This window comes from Citrobacter sp. RHBSTW-00524, from assembly GCF_013747755.1.
Classification (GTDB): Bacteria; Pseudomonadota; Gammaproteobacteria; order Enterobacterales; family Enterobacteriaceae; genus Citrobacter; species Citrobacter braakii.
In genome coordinates this window covers 97305-115481 of record NZ_CP056421.1, presented here as the reverse complement: position 1 = coordinate 115481, position 18177 = coordinate 97305, and the positions used below count along the sequence as shown (strand labels likewise).

Annotated in this window: 18 protein-coding genes; 10 read left to right on the top strand and 8 right to left on the bottom strand. The window is 50.1% G+C overall.

Annotated features, from left to right (window positions below; all coding sequences use genetic code 11):
- Positions 1-25 precede the first annotated feature (25 nt).
- The 5 genes from cysE to HV229_RS00540 all read right to left on the bottom strand — a co-directional run bounded on the left by cysE (position 26) and on the right by HV229_RS00540 (position 3192).
- On the bottom strand, positions 26-847 hold the full coding sequence (gene cysE, locus HV229_RS00560; RefSeq protein ID WP_016154965.1) for a serine O-acetyltransferase: 822 nt from the start codon (positions 845-847) through the stop codon (positions 26-28).
- A gap of 77 nt (positions 848-924) precedes the next feature.
- Positions 925-1944, bottom strand: coding sequence for an NAD(P)H-dependent glycerol-3-phosphate dehydrogenase (gpsA, locus tag HV229_RS00555; RefSeq protein ID WP_016154966.1), 1020 nt, complete (start codon positions 1942-1944; stop codon positions 925-927).
- On the bottom strand, positions 1944-2411 hold the full coding sequence (gene secB / locus HV229_RS00550; protein WP_003024155.1) for a protein-export chaperone SecB: 468 nt from the start codon (positions 2409-2411) through the stop codon (positions 1944-1946). The genes gpsA and secB overlap by 1 nt, the downstream gene beginning before the upstream one ends.
- A 46-nt stretch (positions 2412-2457) precedes the next feature.
- Positions 2458-2709 (bottom strand): glutaredoxin 3, encoded by a 252-nt coding sequence (gene grxC / locus HV229_RS00545; RefSeq protein ID WP_003024152.1) that lies wholly within the window; start codon positions 2707-2709, stop codon positions 2458-2460.
- A gap of 51 nt (positions 2710-2760) precedes the next feature.
- Positions 2761-3192: a rhodanese-like domain-containing protein gene (locus HV229_RS00540; protein WP_005120473.1), complete on the bottom strand. Its 432-nt coding sequence runs from the start codon at positions 3190-3192 to the stop codon at positions 2761-2763.
- 247 nt (positions 3193-3439) lie between these two features.
- On the opposite strand from HV229_RS00540, the gene gpmM reads away from it, so the two are divergent.
- The 3 genes from gpmM to HV229_RS00525 are packed head-to-tail and all read left to right on the top strand — an operon-like array spanning position 3440 to position 7213.
- Complete coding sequence (gene gpmM, locus HV229_RS00535) at positions 3440-4984, top strand: 2,3-bisphosphoglycerate-independent phosphoglycerate mutase (RefSeq protein WP_016154967.1); 1545 nt, start codon at positions 3440-3442, stop codon at positions 4982-4984.
- Positions 4985-5017: 33 nt separating this feature from the next.
- A complete protein-coding gene (envC, locus tag HV229_RS00530; protein WP_249417804.1) occupies positions 5018-6277 on the top strand; it encodes a murein hydrolase activator EnvC in 1260 nt (419 codons plus the stop codon).
- 3 nt (positions 6278-6280) lie between these two features.
- Positions 6281-7213, top strand: coding sequence for a divergent polysaccharide deacetylase family protein (locus HV229_RS00525; protein WP_047358804.1), 933 nt, complete (start codon positions 6281-6283; stop codon positions 7211-7213).
- Here the strand turns inward: HV229_RS00525 and HV229_RS00520 are convergent, their stop codons facing one another.
- From HV229_RS00520 to kbl, 3 genes are all read right to left on the bottom strand, one after another.
- On the bottom strand, positions 7214-8251 hold the full coding sequence (locus HV229_RS00520; RefSeq protein WP_181546679.1) for a glycosyltransferase: 1038 nt from the start codon (positions 8249-8251) through the stop codon (positions 7214-7216).
- A gap of 191 nt (positions 8252-8442) precedes the next feature.
- On the bottom strand, positions 8443-9468 hold the full coding sequence (gene tdh, locus HV229_RS00515) for an L-threonine 3-dehydrogenase (protein WP_181546677.1): 1026 nt from the start codon (positions 9466-9468) through the stop codon (positions 8443-8445).
- A gap of 9 nt (positions 9469-9477) precedes the next feature.
- Positions 9478-10674 carry a glycine C-acetyltransferase gene (gene kbl / locus HV229_RS00510; protein ID WP_046275754.1) on the bottom strand — a complete coding sequence of 399 codons (1197 nt, stop codon included), beginning with the start codon at positions 10672-10674 and terminating at the stop codon, positions 9478-9480.
- Between the two features lie 215 nt (positions 10675-10889).
- Here kbl and rfaD point away from each other — a divergent pair, with 215 nt between their 5' ends.
- From rfaD to HV229_RS00475, 7 genes are read left to right on the top strand one after another with little or no spacing between them, the layout of a single operon-like run.
- A complete protein-coding gene (rfaD, locus tag HV229_RS00505) occupies positions 10890-11822 on the top strand; it encodes an ADP-glyceromanno-heptose 6-epimerase (RefSeq protein WP_003827312.1) in 933 nt (310 codons plus the stop codon).
- 2 nt (positions 11823-11824) lie between these two features.
- Entirely contained in the window at positions 11825-12871 is a 1047-nt protein-coding gene (gene rfaF, locus HV229_RS00500) for an ADP-heptose--LPS heptosyltransferase RfaF (RefSeq protein WP_131347174.1), read from the top strand.
- A 3-nt stretch (positions 12872-12874) separates the two neighbouring features.
- Complete coding sequence (gene rfaC, locus HV229_RS00495) at positions 12875-13843, top strand: lipopolysaccharide heptosyltransferase RfaC (protein WP_046275756.1); 969 nt, start codon at positions 12875-12877, stop codon at positions 13841-13843.
- Between the two features lie 16 nt (positions 13844-13859).
- A complete protein-coding gene (locus tag HV229_RS00490; protein ID WP_176442211.1) occupies positions 13860-15143 on the top strand; it encodes an O-antigen ligase family protein in 1284 nt (427 codons plus the stop codon).
- Complete coding sequence (locus HV229_RS00485) at positions 15136-16149, top strand: glycosyltransferase family 2 protein (protein ID WP_181546675.1); 1014 nt, start codon at positions 15136-15138, stop codon at positions 16147-16149. The genes HV229_RS00490 and HV229_RS00485 overlap by 8 nt, the downstream gene beginning before the upstream one ends.
- A gap of 1 nt (position 16150) precedes the next feature.
- Positions 16151-17206: a lipopolysaccharide core heptosyltransferase RfaQ gene (rfaQ, locus tag HV229_RS00480; RefSeq protein ID WP_046275758.1), complete on the top strand. Its 1056-nt coding sequence runs from the start codon at positions 16151-16153 to the stop codon at positions 17204-17206.
- Positions 17207-18151 (top strand): glycosyltransferase, encoded by a 945-nt coding sequence (locus HV229_RS00475; protein ID WP_181546673.1) that lies wholly within the window; start codon positions 17207-17209, stop codon positions 18149-18151.
- Positions 18152-18177 lie beyond the last annotated feature (26 nt).

Genomic DNA, 18177 nt, shown 5'->3' with positions numbered 1-18177 from the left:
ATCTGCCAGGTAAGATAGCTCGAAATCAGATACCATCTCCATACTCAAAAGTATGATGTATCCCGTTGAAATGCTGATCCATATCCATGGACGGCTTATCGCTGTCAGGCTTGCCGACGATGCGTGCCGGAACGCCTGCTGCAGTGGTATGCGGGGGTACCGGCTGTAAAACGACGGAACCTGCGCCAATCTTCGCGCCGCGCCCGACTTCAATGTTGCCGAGAATTTTTGCTCCCGCGCCAATCATCACGCCTTCACGAATTTTCGGATGACGGTCACCGCCGGCTTTACCGGTCCCGCCCAGCGTGACGGATTGCAAAATAGAGACGTCGTTTTCAATCACGGCAGTTTCACCGACCACAATACCAGTGGCGTGATCGAGCATAATCCCACGGCCAATTTTTGCCGCCGGGTGAATGTCTACCTGGAAGCTAACGGACACCTGATTTTGCAGGAAGATTGCCAGCGCCTGACGCCCCTGATGCCACAGCCAGTGACCGATACGGTAGGCCTGAAGCGCATGAAAGCCCTTCAGATACAGAAGTGGGGTGGAATATTTATCGACAGCCGGATCACGCGTGCGTACCGCCTGAATATCACAGGCCGCTGAGGCAATCATTTCAGGATCGGCCGCGTAGGCCTCTTCCACGACTTCGCGAATGGCAATGGCGGGCATGATCGGAGAAGCGAGTTTATTCGCCAGCATATAGCTTAGCGCACTGCCGAGGTTTTCATGCTTGAGCAACGTTGCGTGATAAAAACTGGCCAGCATTGGCTCACATTCCGCCAGTGCCCGGGCTTCCGCTTTAATGTTTTTCCAGACGATATCCAGTTCTTCACACGGCATTGCGTACTCCAGAAGGTAGCAAAACGACCGACCCGTTCTTCGCGGGTCGGGTCGTTATATTCAACAGTTCCTTACAGCTAGTGGCGACTCAGCTCGTCCCTGCGTGCACGGCCTAATAACGTCAATGCTGCCTCGCGCGCGTTTTTTCCGCAATACAATACTTGATAAATTTCCTCGGTTATTGGCATCTCAACACCAAAACGGTGCGCCAATTCACGAACTTCTTTCGTATTGCGGTAGCCTTCAACCACTTGACCAATCTTGTCCTGCGCCCCCTGCACGTCCATCCCCTGGCCGAGCATCATGCCAAAACGACGGTTACGCGACTGGTTGTCGGTACAGGTCAGCACCAGATCGCCTAAACCCGCCATACCCATAAAGGTGGCAGGATCGGCACCCAGCGCCGCGCCAAGACGAGACATTTCGGTCAGTCCACGGGTGATCAATGCGGTTCGCGCATTCGCGCCGAAACCGATGCCGTCAGACATCCCCGCGCCAATCGCAATGACGTTTTTCACCGCGCCGCCAAGCTGCACGCCAATGAAATCCGGATTGCTGTAAACGCGGAAGCTCTTGCCGCAGTGCAGCAACTGCTGGAGATCGTCAGCAAAGGTGTCGTCCGTCGAGGCCAGAGAAATCGCCGTCGGCATGCCCGCCGCCAGCTCTTTGGCGAACGTCGGACCGGAGATAACCGCCAGTGGAATAGAATTCCCCAGCGCTTCACGCGCGACGTCCTGCAGCAGGCGTCCCGTTTCCGCTTCCAGACCCTTTGTCGCCCAGACCAGACGCGCGTCAGGACGCATCAGCGGTTTGATGTTGCGCAGCACTTCGCCAAAGACGTGGCTAGGCACCACCACCAGAATATTACGACTGGCGGCCAGCGCAGTGGCTAAATCACTTTCCAGGCGCAGCGTTTCGGGAAAAGGCACATCAGGGAGGAACGCGACGTTGCAGCGATCGTGCTCGAGGGTCGCGATATGTTTCGGATCATGGCCCCAGAGGACAACCTGATGGCCATTTCTTGCCAGGGTGATGGCAAGAGCGGTGCCGTACGAGCCGGCACCAATCACAGTCATTGAAGCATTACTTTGGTTCATCAGGCATCCTGATGTTCTTCAGTACCTTCGCCAGCCTGCTGCTGTAAATAGTTCATGAACAGCGCATCAAAGTTGACCGGCGCAAGGTTCAGTTGCGGGAATGTACCGCGTGAAACCAGGCTGGTGATGCATTCGCGGGCATACGGGAACAGAATGTTCGGGCAGTATGCACCAAGGCAATGCGCCATCTGAGTCCCTTCAATACCACTGATGGAGAAAATACCGCCCTGCTGAACTTCACACAGGAACGCAGTTTCTTCACCCAGAGAAGCCGTTACGGTGACACGCAGCACTACTTCATACACATCATCTGCCAGTTGGGTAGATGCGGTATCAAGATCCAGTTTAACCTCTGGCTGCCAATCTTTCTGGAAAACATGTGGTGCATTTGGCGCTTCGAAAGACACATCCTTGGTATAAATACGTTGGATCTGGAAAGCCATTTCAGTGTTATTTTGTTCTGACATGTTGAGAAAACCCTTTAGTGTTGTCCTTTAAATACTTCGGTACGCCTTAACGCAGCAGTGGATCCAGTCCACCACGTGCATCCAACGCATACAAGTCGTCACAACCACCAATGTGCTGTGCATCAATAAAAATCTGCGGAACCGTTGTACGGCCACTGCGCTTGATCATCTCTTCACGCTTCACGGCATCGCCGTCAATCGGAAGTTCCTGGAAACTCACACCCTTGCTGTTCAACAGCGCCTTTGCGCGATGGCAAAACGGGCAGGTCGCTTTGGTATAGATCTCAATATTGGCCATGACTTATCTCCAGTGTTCTTTTACCCTGCGGCATGAAAGAAGACGGGTAAATTACTTGCCGCGAACCAGTGGCAGATTCTCGCCACTCCAGCCCGCTACGCCGTCTTTCAGTACAGATACCTGCTCAAAACCGGCTTTAATCAGCGCAGTTGCTGAATCCTGGCACTGCATACCAGAGCCATCAACCACAATAACAGGTTTGTTTTTGTGTTTTTCCAGCTCGCCAAAATTGTTGGCTTTGATTTCGCTCGGCAGCAGGTTCGTGGAGCCCGCGATATGGCCTTTGCGGAAGTCGTCGCGCTGACGTAAATCCACAATCACCGCATCTTCTTTGTTGATAAGACGAGTGGCTTCTCCGCGCGTAATTACCTTCACTTTCGAAGTCAGGCTCTTAAACGTGGTAAATAATACAGCCGCCAGTAACGCAATCCAGGCGATACTCAATACAGGGTGGCGACTAACAAATTGCATAATTTCTTGCATGGGGGGTAACAACTCCCGACTTAGTGATTAAAAAACCAGGAAAGGAGTATACCTGCGCGTTGGCGCAAATACAGCCAGAGCGTGCATTGGATTGCATTTTTGCGGGGCGCTACGGAAAAAAAAACGTAAATCCGCGCCCTCTGCGACACGCTCTGGTCGATTATTTGATCTTCTGGGGCTATTTTATCGATTCAGCTGTAGTAAAATTACGCAATTATTTTTGTCTATTGAGTGTGAGGTTGTCGCAATGTCGGTTTCTAAAAAACCTATGGTACTGGTGATTCTGGATGGCTATGGCTATCGTGAAGACAGCCAGGATAACGCCATCTTTAATGCCAAAACCCCGGTAATGGATGCTCTGTGGGCAAAACGTCCGCATACCCTGATTGATGCCTCTGGCCTGGAAGTCGGCCTGCCCGATCGCCAGATGGGCAACTCCGAAGTGGGTCACGTCAACCTGGGCGCGGGCCGCATCGTGTATCAGGACCTGACCCGTCTGGATGTTGAAATTAAAGAACGGACTTTCTTCGCTAACCCAGTGCTGACCGATGCGGTCGACCAGGCAAAAAATAGCGGCAAAGCGGTTCATATCATGGGCCTGCTCTCTGCTGGCGGCGTTCACAGCCACGAAGATCACATCATGGCGATGGTCGAAATGGCAGCTGAACGCGGTGCTGAGAAAATCTATCTGCACGCTTTCCTTGATGGCCGTGATACCCCGCCGCGCAGCGCTGAACATTCGCTGCAGAAATTCGAAGAGAAATTTGCCGCGCTGGGCAAAGGCCGCGTAGCGTCCATCATCGGTCGTTACTACGCCATGGACCGCGACAACCGTTGGGATCGCGTTGAACAGGCTTATGACCTGATGACGCTGGCAAAAGGCGAGTTCCAGTTCGCTACGGCTGTTGAAGGCCTGCAGGCTGCTTATGCCCGCGACGAAAACGACGAATTCGTGAAAGCGACCGTGATCCGTGCTGAAGGCCAGGCTGAAGCCGCTATGGAAGACGGCGATACGCTGATTTTCATGAACTTCCGTGCTGACCGTGCGCGTGAAATCACCCGTGCGTTTGTTAACGCTGACTTCGACGGCTTCGCCCGTAAGAAAGTCGTTAACCTCAACTTTGTGATGCTGACCGAATACGCAGCCGACATCAAAACGGCTGTTGCTTACCCACCAGCGTCTCTGGCCAACACCCTTGGCGAGTGGATGGCGAAGAATGACAAAACGCAGCTGCGTATTTCCGAAACTGAAAAATATGCCCACGTGACCTTCTTCTTTAACGGCGGCGTAGAAGAGCCGTTCAAAGGCGAAGATCGCATCCTGATCAACTCGCCGAAAGTCGCGACCTACGATCTGCAGCCGGAAATGAGCTCTGCTGAGCTGACCGAGAAGCTGGTTGCTGCGATTCAGAGCGGAAAATACGACACCATCATTTGTAACTACCCGAACGGCGACATGGTTGGTCACACCGGGGTGATGGAAGCTGCGGTTAAAGCGGTTGAAGCGCTGGATCACTGCGTTGAGCAGGTGACTAAAGCGGTTGAATCCGTTGGCGGCCAACTGCTGATCACCGCGGACCACGGTAACGCAGAGCAAATGCGCGATCCGTCCACTGGTCAGGCGCATACAGCACACACCAACCTGCCCGTTCCGCTGATTTATGTCGGTGGTAAAAACGTCAAAGCAGTTGAAGGCGGCAAACTTTCTGATATCGCCCCGACGATGCTGACGCTGATGGGTATGGAAATCCCGCAAGAGATGACTGGTAAGCCGCTGTTCATCGTGGAATAATCCCTCCCCATGAGGGGAAAGGCGATTAATACCATCACTTGGGCCGTGAAACTGCGAAAGCTTTCAGTCAGGCCCTTGTTCTACGCCAGCGCGCTTAGCGCTGGCGTATTGCTGTGCGCCTTTTCCGCCCACGCGGACGAGCGCGATCAGCTCAAATCTATTCAGGCTGATATCGCGGCAAAAGAACGCGCGGTACGCCAACAACAACAACAACGCTCCACTCTCCTCGCTCAACTTAAAGTTCAGGAACAGGCCATCGCCGTTGCCGCCAGGCAACTACGCGAAACGCAAAACTCGCTGGCGCAGCTGAATGCGCAAATTACAGAGATGAATGCCGCCCTCGCGAAGCTGGAAAAACAGCGGGCTGCGCAAGAGCGTAGCCTGGCAGCCCAACTTGACGCAGCGTTTCGCCAGGGCGAACACACCGGTATTCAGCTCATTCTGAGCGGGGAAGAGAGCCAGCGCGGGCAACGCCTGCAGGCCTATTTCGGCTATCTGAACCAGGCGCGGCAGGAAACCATCGCGCAGTTGAAACAAACCCGCGAAGAAGTCGACTCGCAAAAAGCCGAGCTGGAAGATAAGCAGAGCGAACAGCAGACGTTGCTGTACGAACAGCGCGCTCAGCAGGCTAAGCTGGAGCAGGCGCGTAATGAACGCAAGAAGACGCTCTCGGGTCTGGAGTCATCGATTCAGCAGGGTCAGCAGCAACTGGGCGAAATGCGCGCCAACGAATCACGCCTGCGCAACAGCATTGCTCGCGCCGAAGCCGCAGCCAAAGCACGCGCGGAACGTGAAGCTCGCGAGGCGCAGGCCGTACGTGACAAACAAAAGGATGCGTCACGGAAAGGCTCAACCTACAAGCCAACCGAAAGCGAAAAATCACTGATGTCCCGTACCGGCGGTTTAGGTTCCCCACGCGGCCAGGCATTCTGGCCCGTTCGTGGCCCAACGCTACATCGTTATGGCGAACAGTTGCAAGGTGAGCTACGTTGGAAGGGGATGGTTATTGGCGCATCCGAAGGCACCGAAGTTAAAGCCATTGCCGATGGTCGCGTCATTCTGGCGGACTGGTTGCAGGGCTACGGTCTGGTGGTCGTCGTTGAGCACGGTAAAGGCGATATGAGCCTTTACGGTTATAACCAGAGCGCGCTGGTCAGCGTCGGTACGCAGGTTCGCGCCGGGCAGCCTATTGCACTTGTGGGTAGCAGCGGCGGACAGGGCAGGCCGGCACTCTATTTCGAAATTCGTCGCCAGGGTCAGGCGGTCAATCCACAGCCGTGGTTGGGAAGATAAGTTTTGCCTCAATTTCGTCGTCTATTATTCTCTCTCGCCAGCGTGCTGGCCTTCGCAACACCTGTTTTTGCTGGCAAACTTGCCATCGTTATTGATGATTTCGGCTATCGTCCACACACCGAAAATCAGGTTCTGGCGATGCCTTCCACCCTCTCCGTTGCCGTTCTGCCTAATGCCCCACACGCGCGTGAAATGGCGATTAAAGCGCATAACAGCGGGCATGAAGTTTTAATCCATCTGCCGATGGCGCCACTGAGCAAACAGCCGTTAGAGAAAGATACTTTGCGCCCGGAAATGAGCAGCGAAGAGATTGAGCGGATTATTCGCGACGCGGTAAGCAAAGTACCGAATGCGGTCGGGCTGAACAACCATATGGGCAGCGCGATGACCTCCAGCCTGTTCGGCATGCAGAAGGTGATGCAGGCGCTGGAACGCTACGATCTCTACTTCCTGGACAGTATGACCATCGGCAACAGTCAGGCAATGCGCGCAGCATCAGGAACCGGCGTGAAGGTTATCAAACGCAAAGTCTTCCTGGATGACACACAAAACGAAGCCGATATTCGCCGTCAGTTTAATCGTGCCGTTGAGCTTGCGCGCCGCAACGGTTCAGCAATTGCCATTGGGCATCCTCACCCTTCGACGGTTCGCGTCCTGCAGCAGATGCTTTATAACCTGCCAGCGGACATTACGCTGGTTCGCCCAAGCAGCCTGCTCAATGAACCACAGGTAGACACCTCCAGACCAAACCTTACACCGCCGAAGAATGGTAAACCTGATGCGCCACGTAATCCTTTCCGCGGGGTGAGATTATGCAAACCGAAGCAGCCGTTAGAGCCGGTTTACGCCAGCCGCTTCTTCAGCGTGCTCGGTGAAAGCATCACCCAAAGCACGCTGGTGCAGTACATGCGCCTGCAATGGCAGGGCTGGCAATAATTACTCTTTAATATCCAGCGTTAAATGGGCCAGGCGGCGCGGCGTCAGTGATTTATCGCGCCACTGACTAAAGCGTATGGCCCACAATAGCACCTGATAACCCAGCTTAACGCTGCAGATATTGCTCACCATGCGCTTAAACATACCCGATACGAATACTTCAGCAATCATCCGTTGGCGGATTTTCTCGTCCGGCTCTTTACGTATGCAATGACAAACGCGTAGCGCTTCGTAAATCACCTGCTGTTTGAACTCCGGATAAATTGGAATGCGTCCAGCATAGTCGTGATTCATCTTATCCAGCAGACGGGTAATTTTAATGTAGTGGCGTTGATAGGCGAGATTTTTCAGCCCGGTGCGTGGCAGGCGGCTGACGGACGCGCCGTGCAGGAAGTATTTATACAACGGCACTTCCGTGTAACGCGCGCGTTTCGCATTAAACATAAACTCTGTCGTCCAGATAATATCCTGGTGGTGCAGACCGGACAGGAAGGTCAGTCCTGCGTCGCGGATGGTCTGATGGCGGTAAACGCCCATCCAGACAACGTGCCGCCAACGGCGACTGGCTAACGCTTTGCGTAACCAGTCTGGCCCGGTCATCACGCCGGTAGAACGAATTCGATTGGTAGGAATGGATGCCCAGGTGTGGCCTGTCTCCGCAATACACCAATCAGCGTTGCACTGCGCAACATCCAGATTATCCTTCAGCGCCATAGTCATCAGCGTCTCATACATTTCCGGATAGGCAATATCATCGCCGTCTACGTACGCGATGTACTCCCCCCTGGCAACTTCCATACCGGTATTGCGCGCCGCGGATACCCCTCCATTGGGCTGGTGCAACAGGTGAACGTGCGGGTAACGATCCGCATAAGACTGAGCAAGGTCCGCTGAGTTATCCGTAGAACCATCATTAACAATGATGATCTCCAGGTTCTTCCAGGTTTGCGCAATCAGCGAATCCATACACGCAATGAACGGTTCACCCGTGTTGTAAAGTGGCATAATGACGCTCAGGAGACCAGGGATATAGGTCATATCAAATCCAGCCAAACAATAGAGTTATCGGCACTTTTTAGCATATTAAGCGGTAGATTTTCAGAAAAAATTATTAATTCTTTAGCAGAAAATGCGCCAGGCAGGAGCGAGCGTGCAAGCATAAAAAAGCCCCGGATGGTAATGATAATCAACACCCAGGGACATACGCAGAATCTACTGATTGGATAGGGTTAATCCCAGCTCAGGATCACTTTCCCTGACTGGCCCGAGAGCATCGCGTCAAAGCCCTGCTGAAATTCATCGATGGAGAATCGATGGGTGATGATCGGCGACAAATCCAGACCAGACTGAATCAATGCGGCCATCTTGTACCAGGTCTCAAACATCTCACGACCGTAGATACCTTTAATAAACAATCCTTTAAAGATAACTTTAGTCCAGTCGATGGACATGTCTGATGGTGGAATACCCAGCATAGCAATACGGCCACCGTGGTTCATGGTGTCCAGCATGGCGCGAAACGCTGGCGGCGCGCCGGACATCTCCAGACCGACATCAAACCCTTCGGTCATGCCCAGTTCAGCCATCACGTCGGTCAGACTCTCTTTCGACACGTTGACCGCGCGAGTGATGCCCATTTTACGCGCCAGTTCAAGGCGATACTCATTAACATCGGTAATCACCACGTGGCGTGCGCCAACGTGCCTGGCAACCGCTGCCGCCATAATACCGATTGGACCCGCACCGGAAACCAGTACATCTTCCCCAACCAGATCGAACGACAGCGCCGTATGCACCGCATTACCGAACGGATCGAAGATAGACGCCAGGTCGTCAGAGATGTTGTCCGGAATTTTAAACGCGTTAAATGCCGGGATCACCAGGTACTCTGCAAAGCAGCCAGGACGGTTTACGCCAACACCGGTCGTATTGCGGCACAGGTGAGTACGTCCACCGCGGCAGTTACGGCAATGCCCGCAGGTGATATGACCTTCGCCTGAAACGCGATCGCCGATTTTAAAGCCTTTAACTTCCTGGCCGATGCCAACAACTTCGCCGACATATTCATGTCCAACGACCATCGGTACCGGGATGGTTTTTTGCGACCATTCATCCCAGTTATAAATGTGAACGTCAGTCCCGCAGATGGCTGTTTTACGGATTTTAATCAGCAAATCGTTATGGCCGACTTCCGGTTCAGGAACGTCGGTCATCCAAATGCCCTCTTCCGCTTTCAGTTTGGATAACGCTTTCATTTCACATCCTCAGGCAATAACGCCCAGTTGTTTACCAATGCGTGTGAACGCCTCAACAGCACGCGTAATCTGCTCAGGGGTATGCGCCGCAGACATCTGGGTACGAATACGCGCCTGACCTTTTGGAACCACCGGATAGAAGAATCCAGTAACGTAAATCCCCTCTTTTTGCAGCTCGCGGGCGAACTCTTGCGCCACTACCGCATCCCCCAACATGACCGGGATAATTGCGTGATCCGCTCCCGCTAACGTAAAGCCTGCGGCAGACATTTGCTCGCGGAACTGACGTGCGTTCGCCCACAGGCGATCGCGCAGCTCGCTGCCTGCTTCGACCATCTCCAGCACTTTAATGGAGGCAGAAACAATTGCAGGAGCCAATGAGTTGGAGAACAGATACGGACGGGAACGCTGACGCAACCACTCAACAACCTCTTTGCGCGCTGCGGTGTACCCGCCAGATGCGCCGCCGAGCGCTTTACCCAGCGTACCAGTGATGATGTCCACACGCCCCATCACGTCACAGTATTCATGTGAGCCACGACCATTTTCGCCGACAAAGCCGACAGCATGGGAATCATCAACCATGACCAGCGCGTCGTATTTATCCGCCAGGTCACAAACGCCTTTCAGGTTAGCGATCACACCATCCATAGAGAACACGCCATCGGTGGCGATCAGGATATGACGGGCTCCCGCTTCACGCGCTTCTTTCAGGCGCGCTTCCAGCTCGACCATGTCATTGTTGGCGTAACGGAAACGCTTTGCTTTACACAAGCGAACACCGTCAATGATAGAAGCGTGGTTGAGCGCATCTGAGATAATCGCATCTTCTGCGCCCAACAGCGTTTCAAACAGGCCGCCGTTGGCGTCAAAGCAGGAAGAGTAAAGGATGGCATCTTCCATACCGAGGAATGCCGCCAGTTTTTGCTCCAGTTGCTTATGGCTGTCCTGGGTACCGCAAATAAAGCGGACCGAAGCCATACCAAATCCGTGAGAATCCATACCTGCTTTTGCAGCTGCAATCAGTTCCGGGTGGTTAGCCAGCCCCAGATAGTTGTTCGCACAAAAGTTAATAACGTGGCTTCCGTCCGCCACGGTGATATCCGCCTGCTGGGCAGACGTAATAATGCGCTCTTCTTTAAACAATCCTTCCGCACGTGCGGTTTCGAGATCGTTCGTTAACTGTTTGTAAAAATCCCCACGCATTTCAATTCTCCAGACTGGGCAAATTTCAGCACATATTAACCAAAGCTATACGCTGATACGAGATGACGCATCATCACTTCTTCAAAATGAAGCATAAATCACGTGTACCCGTACGGCTTATCGGTGAATGGCTGAAGCCAGAGCCATGTAGTGATATGATAGAAAGTATTCGTGTCTGAGATTGTCTCTGACTCCAAAATTCGAAGGTTACATTTATGATCATCGTTACCGGCGGCGCGGGCTTTATCGGCAGCAACATCGTCAAGTCATTGAATGATAAAGGCATCACCGACATCCTGGTGGTGGACAACCTGAAAGATGGCACCAAGTTTGTTAACCTGGTGGATCTGAATATTGCTGACTACATGGACAAGGAAGACTTCCTGATCCAGATTATGGCCGGAGAAGATTTCGGCGATATCGAAGCGATTTTCCACGAAGGCGCATGCTCCTCCACTACCGAGTGGGACGGCAAGTATATGATGGACAACAACTATCAATACTCCAAAGAGCTGCTGCACTATTGCCTGGAGCGTGAAATTCCGTTCCTGTATGCGTCCTCTGCCGCCACCTACGGCGGTCGCACTTCTGATTTCATCGAATCCCGTGAATATGAGAAACCGCTGAACGTTTACGGCTACTCAAAATTCCTGTTCGACGAGTACGTTCGTCAGATCCTGCCAGAAGCCAATTCTCAGATTGTTGGCTTCCGCTATTTCAACGTCTACGGACCGCGTGAAGGCCATAAAGGCAGCATGGCGAGCGTCGCTTTCCACCTCAACACCCAGCTCAACAATGGCGAAACACCAAAACTGTTCGAAGGCAGTGAAAACTTCAAGCGTGATTTCGTTTACGTAGGCGATGTGGCTGCGGTGAACCTGTGGTTCCTGGAAAACGGGGTTTCCGGCATCTTTAACCTTGGTACCGGTCGTGCGGAATCTTTCCAGGCCGTTGCCGATGCAACGCTTGCGTACCACAAAAAAGGCAGCATTGAGTACATCCCATTCCCGGAAAAACTGAAAGGTCGCTATCAGGCGTTTACCCAGGCCGATCTGACTAATCTGCGCGCTGCGGGCTATGACAAGCCGTTTAAAACCGTTGCTGAAGGTGTAACGGAATATATGGCCTGGCTGAACCGCGACGCGTAAGTATGAAAATTTTGGTGGTAGGCCCGTCCTGGGTGGGCGACATGATGATGTCGCAAAGTCTCTATCGCACGCTTAAGGCGCGCTATCCCCAGGCGATAATCGACGTGATGGCACCTGCATGGTGCCGTCCGTTATTGTCGCGCATGCCTGAAGTTAACGAAGCTATCGCCATGCCGCTGGGACACGGTGCGCTGGAGATCGGCGAGCGGCGTAAACTCGGTCATAGCCTGCGTGAAAAACGCTATGACCGCGCCTATGTGCTGCCTAACTCGTTTAAATCCGCGCTGGTACCGTTCTTTGCTGGCATTCCCCATCGTACCGGTTGGCGTGGTGAAATGCGCTACGGCCTGCTAAACGATGCGCGCGTGCTGGATAAAGATGCCTGGCCGCTGATGGTCGAACGCTATGTAGCCCTGGCCTATGATAAAGGCGTAATGCTGTCAGCTAAAGATTTGCCGCAGCCTCTGCTATGGCCGCAGTTGCAGGTAAGCGAAGGTGAAAAGTCCCTGACCTGTCGCCAGTTTTCCCTTTCTGCCGAACGCCCCATCATCGGCTTTTGCCCTGGAGCGGAATTTGGTCCAGCGAAACGCTGGCCACATTACCACTACGCAGACCTGGCGAAGCAACTGATCGATGAAGGCCATCAGATTGTGCTTTTTGGCTCTGCAAAAGACCATGAAGCCGGAAATGAGATCCTGGCGACGCTGAACGTTGATCAGCAGGCCTGGTGCCGTAATCTGGCAGGCGAAACACAGCTGGAGCAGGCCGTCATTCTGCTCGCCGCCTGCAAAGCGGTGGTCACCAACGACTCTGGATTAATGCACGTTGCCGCAGCGTTGAATCGACCTCTGGTAGCGTTATATGGCCCCAGCAGCCCGGATTTTACTCCGCCGCTTTCACACAAGGCTCGCGTAATTCGCTTGATTACGGGCTATCACAAAGTACGCAAGGGAGATGCAGCAGAAGGCTATCATCAGAGCCTGATTGACATCACACCCCAGCGCGTGCTGGAAGAACTCAACGACCTGTTGTTACAAGAGGAAGCCTGACGGATGCGGGTACTGATCGTTAAAACATCGTCTATGGGCGATGTACTGCATACGTTACCGGCATTAACCGATGCGCAGCAGGTCATGCCGGATATTCAATTTGATTGGGTAGTGGAAGAAGGCTTCGCGCAGATCCCATCCTGGCATGCAGCCGTTGACCGGGTTATTCCAGTGGCGATCCGCCGCTGGCGTAAAGCCTGGTTTTCAGCGCCGATTAAAGCCGAGCGTAAAGCCTTTCGCGATGCGGTGCGTTTACATCAGTATGACGCGATAATTGATGCGCAGGGTCTGGTAAAAAGCGCGGCGTTGGTTACGCGTCTGGCACGTGGCATCAAGCATGGTATGGACTGGAGCACGGCGCGCGAACCATTGGCGAGCCTGTTTTATAATCGCAAACATCACATTGCCAAACAGCAGCACGCGGTAGAACGTACGCGTGAATTGTTCGCCAAAAGTCTGGGATATTCCAGGCCCCAGTCGCAGGGTGATTACGCTATCGCTCAGCATTTTCTGAAAGAACGTAATGCTGATGCGGGCCAGTATGCCGTATTTCTGCATGCCACAACGCGTGATGATAAGCATTGGCCAGAAGCCAACTGGCGGGAGCTAATTGGCCTGTTAAATAACGCTGGCATACGTATTAAACTGCCATGGGGTGCTCCTCATGAAGAAGCACGAGCCCGTAGGCTGGCAAATGGTTTTTCTTATGTTGATGTTCTTCCACGGATGACTTTGGGAGAGGTCGCTCGCGTACTGGCGGGGGCAAAATTTGTGGTGTCGGTTGATACAGGCCTGAGTCATTTAACCGCTGCACTGGATCGCCCTAATATTACGTTGTACGGTCCAACGGACCCAGGATTGATTGGTGGGTATGGGAAGAATCAATACACACAGCTGAGCCATTCCGGAAAATTGCAGGATCTGGACGCTAGCTTAGTCAACGTATCGCTGGTTGATAATAATTTGCTTTAACTTTAAGAGATGAACCATGCTTCGCCAACACATGTTTTCTCGCTTTATTTGTAGTATAAAAAACAATCCATTCGATTTTATATACTTCTTATTTTATGCCGGGATCCTGGCAACCCTTGCGATGGTGCTGGTCAATCCAGATGAAGCGCTGAAGGTATTTATTTTCTCCACAGCTCTGTCTCTGCCGCTTATAGGAAAAAACATAAAGCATGTGTGCAGTAACAAACAAAACCTGGTTTTGCCTTTTATGTTGCTGCTCTTCGGGTTACTCCAGATTATATGGGTAGAAATATTTAAACAACCGGGTTCAGCTTTTACCGGCGCCTACCGTTCATACCAGAACGGTGGCAAAGTGATGATTTTTGCCGCGCTGGTGATGACCATACTAACATCACAAGCACCAAGTGCTAATAAAATCCGCTTGACCAGTATCTGGGTGATTCTTACGGCAATCGGTTTGTATCTTTTCGCGGGTTATCAACTTAGTGGAGCACAAAACCCTTTAAGATACCGCGTTGCTCTTGGTTTTGAACATCAAACCGGCACGGCTTACTCTCTGACACTAATTGCATTATTAGCCTCGCAAGCGATCATTAATCTGCGCCTGAGACATACGGTTTCACTGTACTTGTTACATTTTTTGATCTCACTGGCGGTCATCATCACCACACAAACTCGGGCTGCGATTTTGGTATATCCGCTCCTGAGTATCGGACTATTTTTCATCCACTACCGCCACAACCACAACATACTGTTAAGGGCGCTACTGGGTTTTGTAATACTGGTCGGGATTGCTGCGATCCCCTTAAAACCAGTCATTGAAAGTCGCTACCAGAACTTCCTGATCGATCTGCACTCTTATAATCAAAATAACAGCAATACCTCTATTGGTGCGCGACTTGCGATGCAACGGGCAGGAATTGAAGCAGGGAAAGGTCATCACTGGGGGCAGTCACTTGAACAACGTGGGGCGGAAATTCAGCGACTTGCCGTCCAGGATACGTCCCTACAAGGGACGCTTAAGTTCATTAACGTACATTTGCATAACGAAATTATTGATACCTTTTCGCTAAAGGGCATCTCCGGGGTTATTGTGCTACTCTTGCTCTATACCGCTATGTTTTTAAGAGCTTACTGGCAACGTAGTCCTCTATTGTTCGTCATCTCAGGCGCTATCGCTATCTATGGCTTGAGTGATTTATTATTGTATGCCAAAGGTGAAGCCTTGAGCAGCATGCTGGCGTTATGTATTGCAGCAGTGCTGAGCTCGAATCCAACGAGAGAATCATGCTATGAATAGCGCTTCAGGTTATTTACTGAGCATTATTATACCTACATACAATAATGCTGAACTCATCACGGCGACGTTGGCGTCGATCCATCAGAGCATCACTGATGATGTGGAGATAATAATTGTTAATGATGGCTCAACAGATTTAACTGAAGAAAGTATCAAGGCATTTTATCGTGAGCAGAAATGCCACAACGTTAAGTATATTAGCCAAAAAAATCAAGGCGTTGCAATCACTCGTAACGTTGGCCTTACCCATGCGACAGGGAAATATATTGGGTTTATTGACAGTGACGATATTGTCTGCATAGATTATTTCACTATCCTTCTCCCTAAATTGAGAGACGAAAAATATGATATTCTCGAATTTAATCTGACCAGAGATATGAACAATCTGTATCAGAATTCATCTGGTATAAAAAATGATATTAATCAGCATGAAATTATATTATCGGATGATGATTTTACCCCTCTACTTCCAATATTCCGGGCAGGACAATGGCATCTCATGACAAAAATCTTCCATCGTAACGTTATTGGTAACGATCGATTCGAAGAACATCGTCGGTATGAAGACATGATTTTCTGCCCTTTCCAATACTTTAAATGCCATAAAATATTAAAGATTGAGAATAAACTATATTTTTACCGGTTAAATGATAAGAGCATTACCGAGAATATTATTGATAGCGATGCGGATAGTATCTTTTTTGCTATGCGGAAAATGTATAATTATATAAATAAAAATAACGCAAAACGTACTGTTGCCACACTAATGATCATCAACTGTTTTCTGGAAGGACGCAAACTATTACGCAAGAAAAAAGGTTATTATCGTTATAGTGAAAGTATGCTGAATGATATTCATAATGCGCTTGCATCCTGTGACACAAAAATTGTTAATAAAAAAATACTTCTTAAGATGAAATATCCCCATATTGACCGCTCCATTTCAGAAATGAGATATAAGGTATTATCTGCTTGCAAGAGCTTATTTTTTCGAAAAGGAATTTAACATGTTTGAAAAAATTGACCATGTGCTTATTTGCAAGCTCAAGTTTTATGGGGATGTTCTGTTAATCACGCCCGTCATTGCCAGCATTCGGGCTCGTTATCCACAGGCTAAGATCGATCTGCTCCTCTATAAAGATACCAAAGCAATTCTGGCCGCCCATAAAGATATCAATAATTTTTATCTCATTGAGAAAAAACAAGGCCTGTTGGCAACAGTAAAAAATTATCTTTCAGTGCGTCAACAACTGAAGAAAAATCACTATGACTTGATTATTAACCTCACAGAACAATGGCCAATTGGAGCACTTATCGCCTCTTTACGCCTTCCTTCAATTGCCTTTAAGCGTGATAAAGAGCAGTGGAACCGACTTTTTACGCGAGTAACGCCATCCGTTGGGACGCATATTGTTGAACAAAACCTATCTATTCTAAAAGGCATTGGGTTTAGCGAAGCAGAACTCAAGAAAGAGATGTCACTGAGTTATCTTCAGGAGGATTATCAACATCTGGTATCTCTGTTGCCTACACTGCCTGCGCAAAAATATGTCGTTATTCAACCCACTGCCAGACAAGAGTTTAAATGCTGGGATGATGAGAAATTCGCTCATGTTATAGACCATCTGCATCAGCGTGGTTTACATGTTTATCTTACCTGTGGGCCTGCATTGAGTGAGCAGCAACAGGTCCAGCGTATTGCTGCCCTGTGTCAATCGTCTCCTGACCTGACGCTGGCAGGTAAAACGACCTTTCTGCAACTGGCCGCGTTGATTGACCATGCTGTTTTGTACATTGGTGTCGATTCTGCACCCATGCATATGGCCGCAGCGCTAAGGACACCGCAGGTATGCCTGTTTGGCGCCACCAATTACCGACAATGGAAGCCGTGGTCTGATAAAGCCGTATTGATTTGGGCTGGCGAGTACCATCCGATGCCTTCGCGAGATGAACTCGATCGGTCAAAAAAATATCTAACTTGGATTCCGGAACAGGTCGTGATTGACGCTATCGATACGGTACTTCATGATAGTGACAATGTTAAAGGTAATGAGAAAGCATAAATGGACAGCAAAAATAACGTTATTAATATTGCTTACTGTACAGATGCCAATTATCTGGAATATGTAGCAGTGTCCATTATGTCGGTCATAATGAACAACCCAGAGCAAGACCTGTCATTTTTCGTCTTTGTCTATGATGTTACTGACGAAGAAATCAATAAACTACGTTCAACCAGTGATAAAATTCAGGTTATCAATATCGATAAAGAAGAGATTGAAAAGTATAATAATGACTTTGCAATCAAACACCTGAACCGCTCTACCTATATGCGTCTGGCCGTACCGCGCTTACTAAAAGATAAAATAGAGCATTTTATCTATTTAGATGCTGATACACTATGTTTTGATAAGCTCAATGATATTAACAGCATTGATATCAGCAACGTCATTTGCGCAGTCAGCCACGACTCCCTCGATATTCACGATACAAAAAATGCTAAACGCTTGGGCCTTAGTACTGATCATTATTTCAATGCTGGCTTTTTATATATTAACATTGAAAATTGGATCAAGTTTGATATTGAAAATAAAGCAAATACAGTGTTATTTGAACAAGGTAAATCCTTGCCTTATTTTGACCAAGATGCTCTGAATATCGCAATTGACGGCAACGTTAAGTTTATTGATAAACGATGGAATTTCTTATTTAACTGGTTCACAGATCAGCAAAAAGACACCTTTTTTTATCAAAAAGATATCTTGCCTCGCATCATTCATTTCACTGGTGGAAGAAAACCTTGGTATAAAGAACATACTGGGCTTTCACAGCAACTTTTTCTTTTCTACCATCACTTCACACCATGGCGAGACGCTGAAATGCGCTCTTACGCTCCGCGTATGAGGCCTACTGATTACCGGGTTTACTCGCGCCAGGAAGCCAAAAAGGGAAATTACTACGCTTCTCTCAAATGGTATATGAAATACCTTAAGACTAAATTACGTTAATAAAAAACTCCCTTACGGGAGTTTTT

What these genes read in the sequence shown, in the direction of transcription:
- cysE (WP_016154965.1), bottom strand. Translation starts at nt 847, where the DNA reads ATGCCGTGTGAAGAACTGGATATCGTCTGGAAAAACATTAAAGCGGAA.
- rfaC (WP_046275756.1), top strand. Translation starts at nt 12,875, where the DNA reads ATGCGGGTACTGATCGTTAAAACATCGTCTATGGGCGATGTACTGCAT.
- HV229_RS00490 (WP_176442211.1), top strand. Translation starts at nt 13,860, where the DNA reads ATGCTTCGCCAACACATGTTTTCTCGCTTTATTTGTAGTATAAAAAAC.
- HV229_RS00520 (WP_181546679.1), bottom strand. Translation starts at nt 8,251, where the DNA reads ATGACCTATATCCCTGGTCTCCTGAGCGTCATTATGCCACTTTACAAC.
- kbl (WP_046275754.1), bottom strand. Translation starts at nt 10,674, where the DNA reads ATGCGTGGGGATTTTTACAAACAGTTAACGAACGATCTCGAAACCGCA.
- secB (WP_003024155.1), bottom strand. Translation starts at nt 2,411, where the DNA reads ATGTCAGAACAAAATAACACTGAAATGGCTTTCCAGATCCAACGTATT.
- HV229_RS00540 (WP_005120473.1), bottom strand. Translation starts at nt 3,192, where the DNA reads ATGCAAGAAATTATGCAATTTGTTAGTCGCCACCCTGTATTGAGTATC.
- gpsA (WP_016154966.1), bottom strand. Translation starts at nt 1,944, where the DNA reads ATGAACCAAAGTAATGCTTCAATGACTGTGATTGGTGCCGGCTCGTAC.
- HV229_RS00475 (WP_181546673.1), top strand. Translation starts at nt 17,207, where the DNA reads ATGGACAGCAAAAATAACGTTATTAATATTGCTTACTGTACAGATGCC.
- gpmM (WP_016154967.1), top strand. Translation starts at nt 3,440, where the DNA reads ATGTCGGTTTCTAAAAAACCTATGGTACTGGTGATTCTGGATGGCTAT.
- rfaD (WP_003827312.1), top strand. Translation starts at nt 10,890, where the DNA reads ATGATCATCGTTACCGGCGGCGCGGGCTTTATCGGCAGCAACATCGTC.
- rfaQ (WP_046275758.1), top strand. Translation starts at nt 16,151, where the DNA reads ATGTTTGAAAAAATTGACCATGTGCTTATTTGCAAGCTCAAGTTTTAT.
- rfaF (WP_131347174.1), top strand. Translation starts at nt 11,825, where the DNA reads ATGAAAATTTTGGTGGTAGGCCCGTCCTGGGTGGGCGACATGATGATG.
- grxC (WP_003024152.1), bottom strand. Translation starts at nt 2,709, where the DNA reads ATGGCCAATATTGAGATCTATACCAAAGCGACCTGCCCGTTTTGCCAT.
- tdh (WP_181546677.1), bottom strand. Translation starts at nt 9,468, where the DNA reads ATGAAAGCGTTATCCAAACTGAAAGCGGAAGAGGGCATTTGGATGACC.
- HV229_RS00485 (WP_181546675.1), top strand. Translation starts at nt 15,136, where the DNA reads ATGAATAGCGCTTCAGGTTATTTACTGAGCATTATTATACCTACATAC.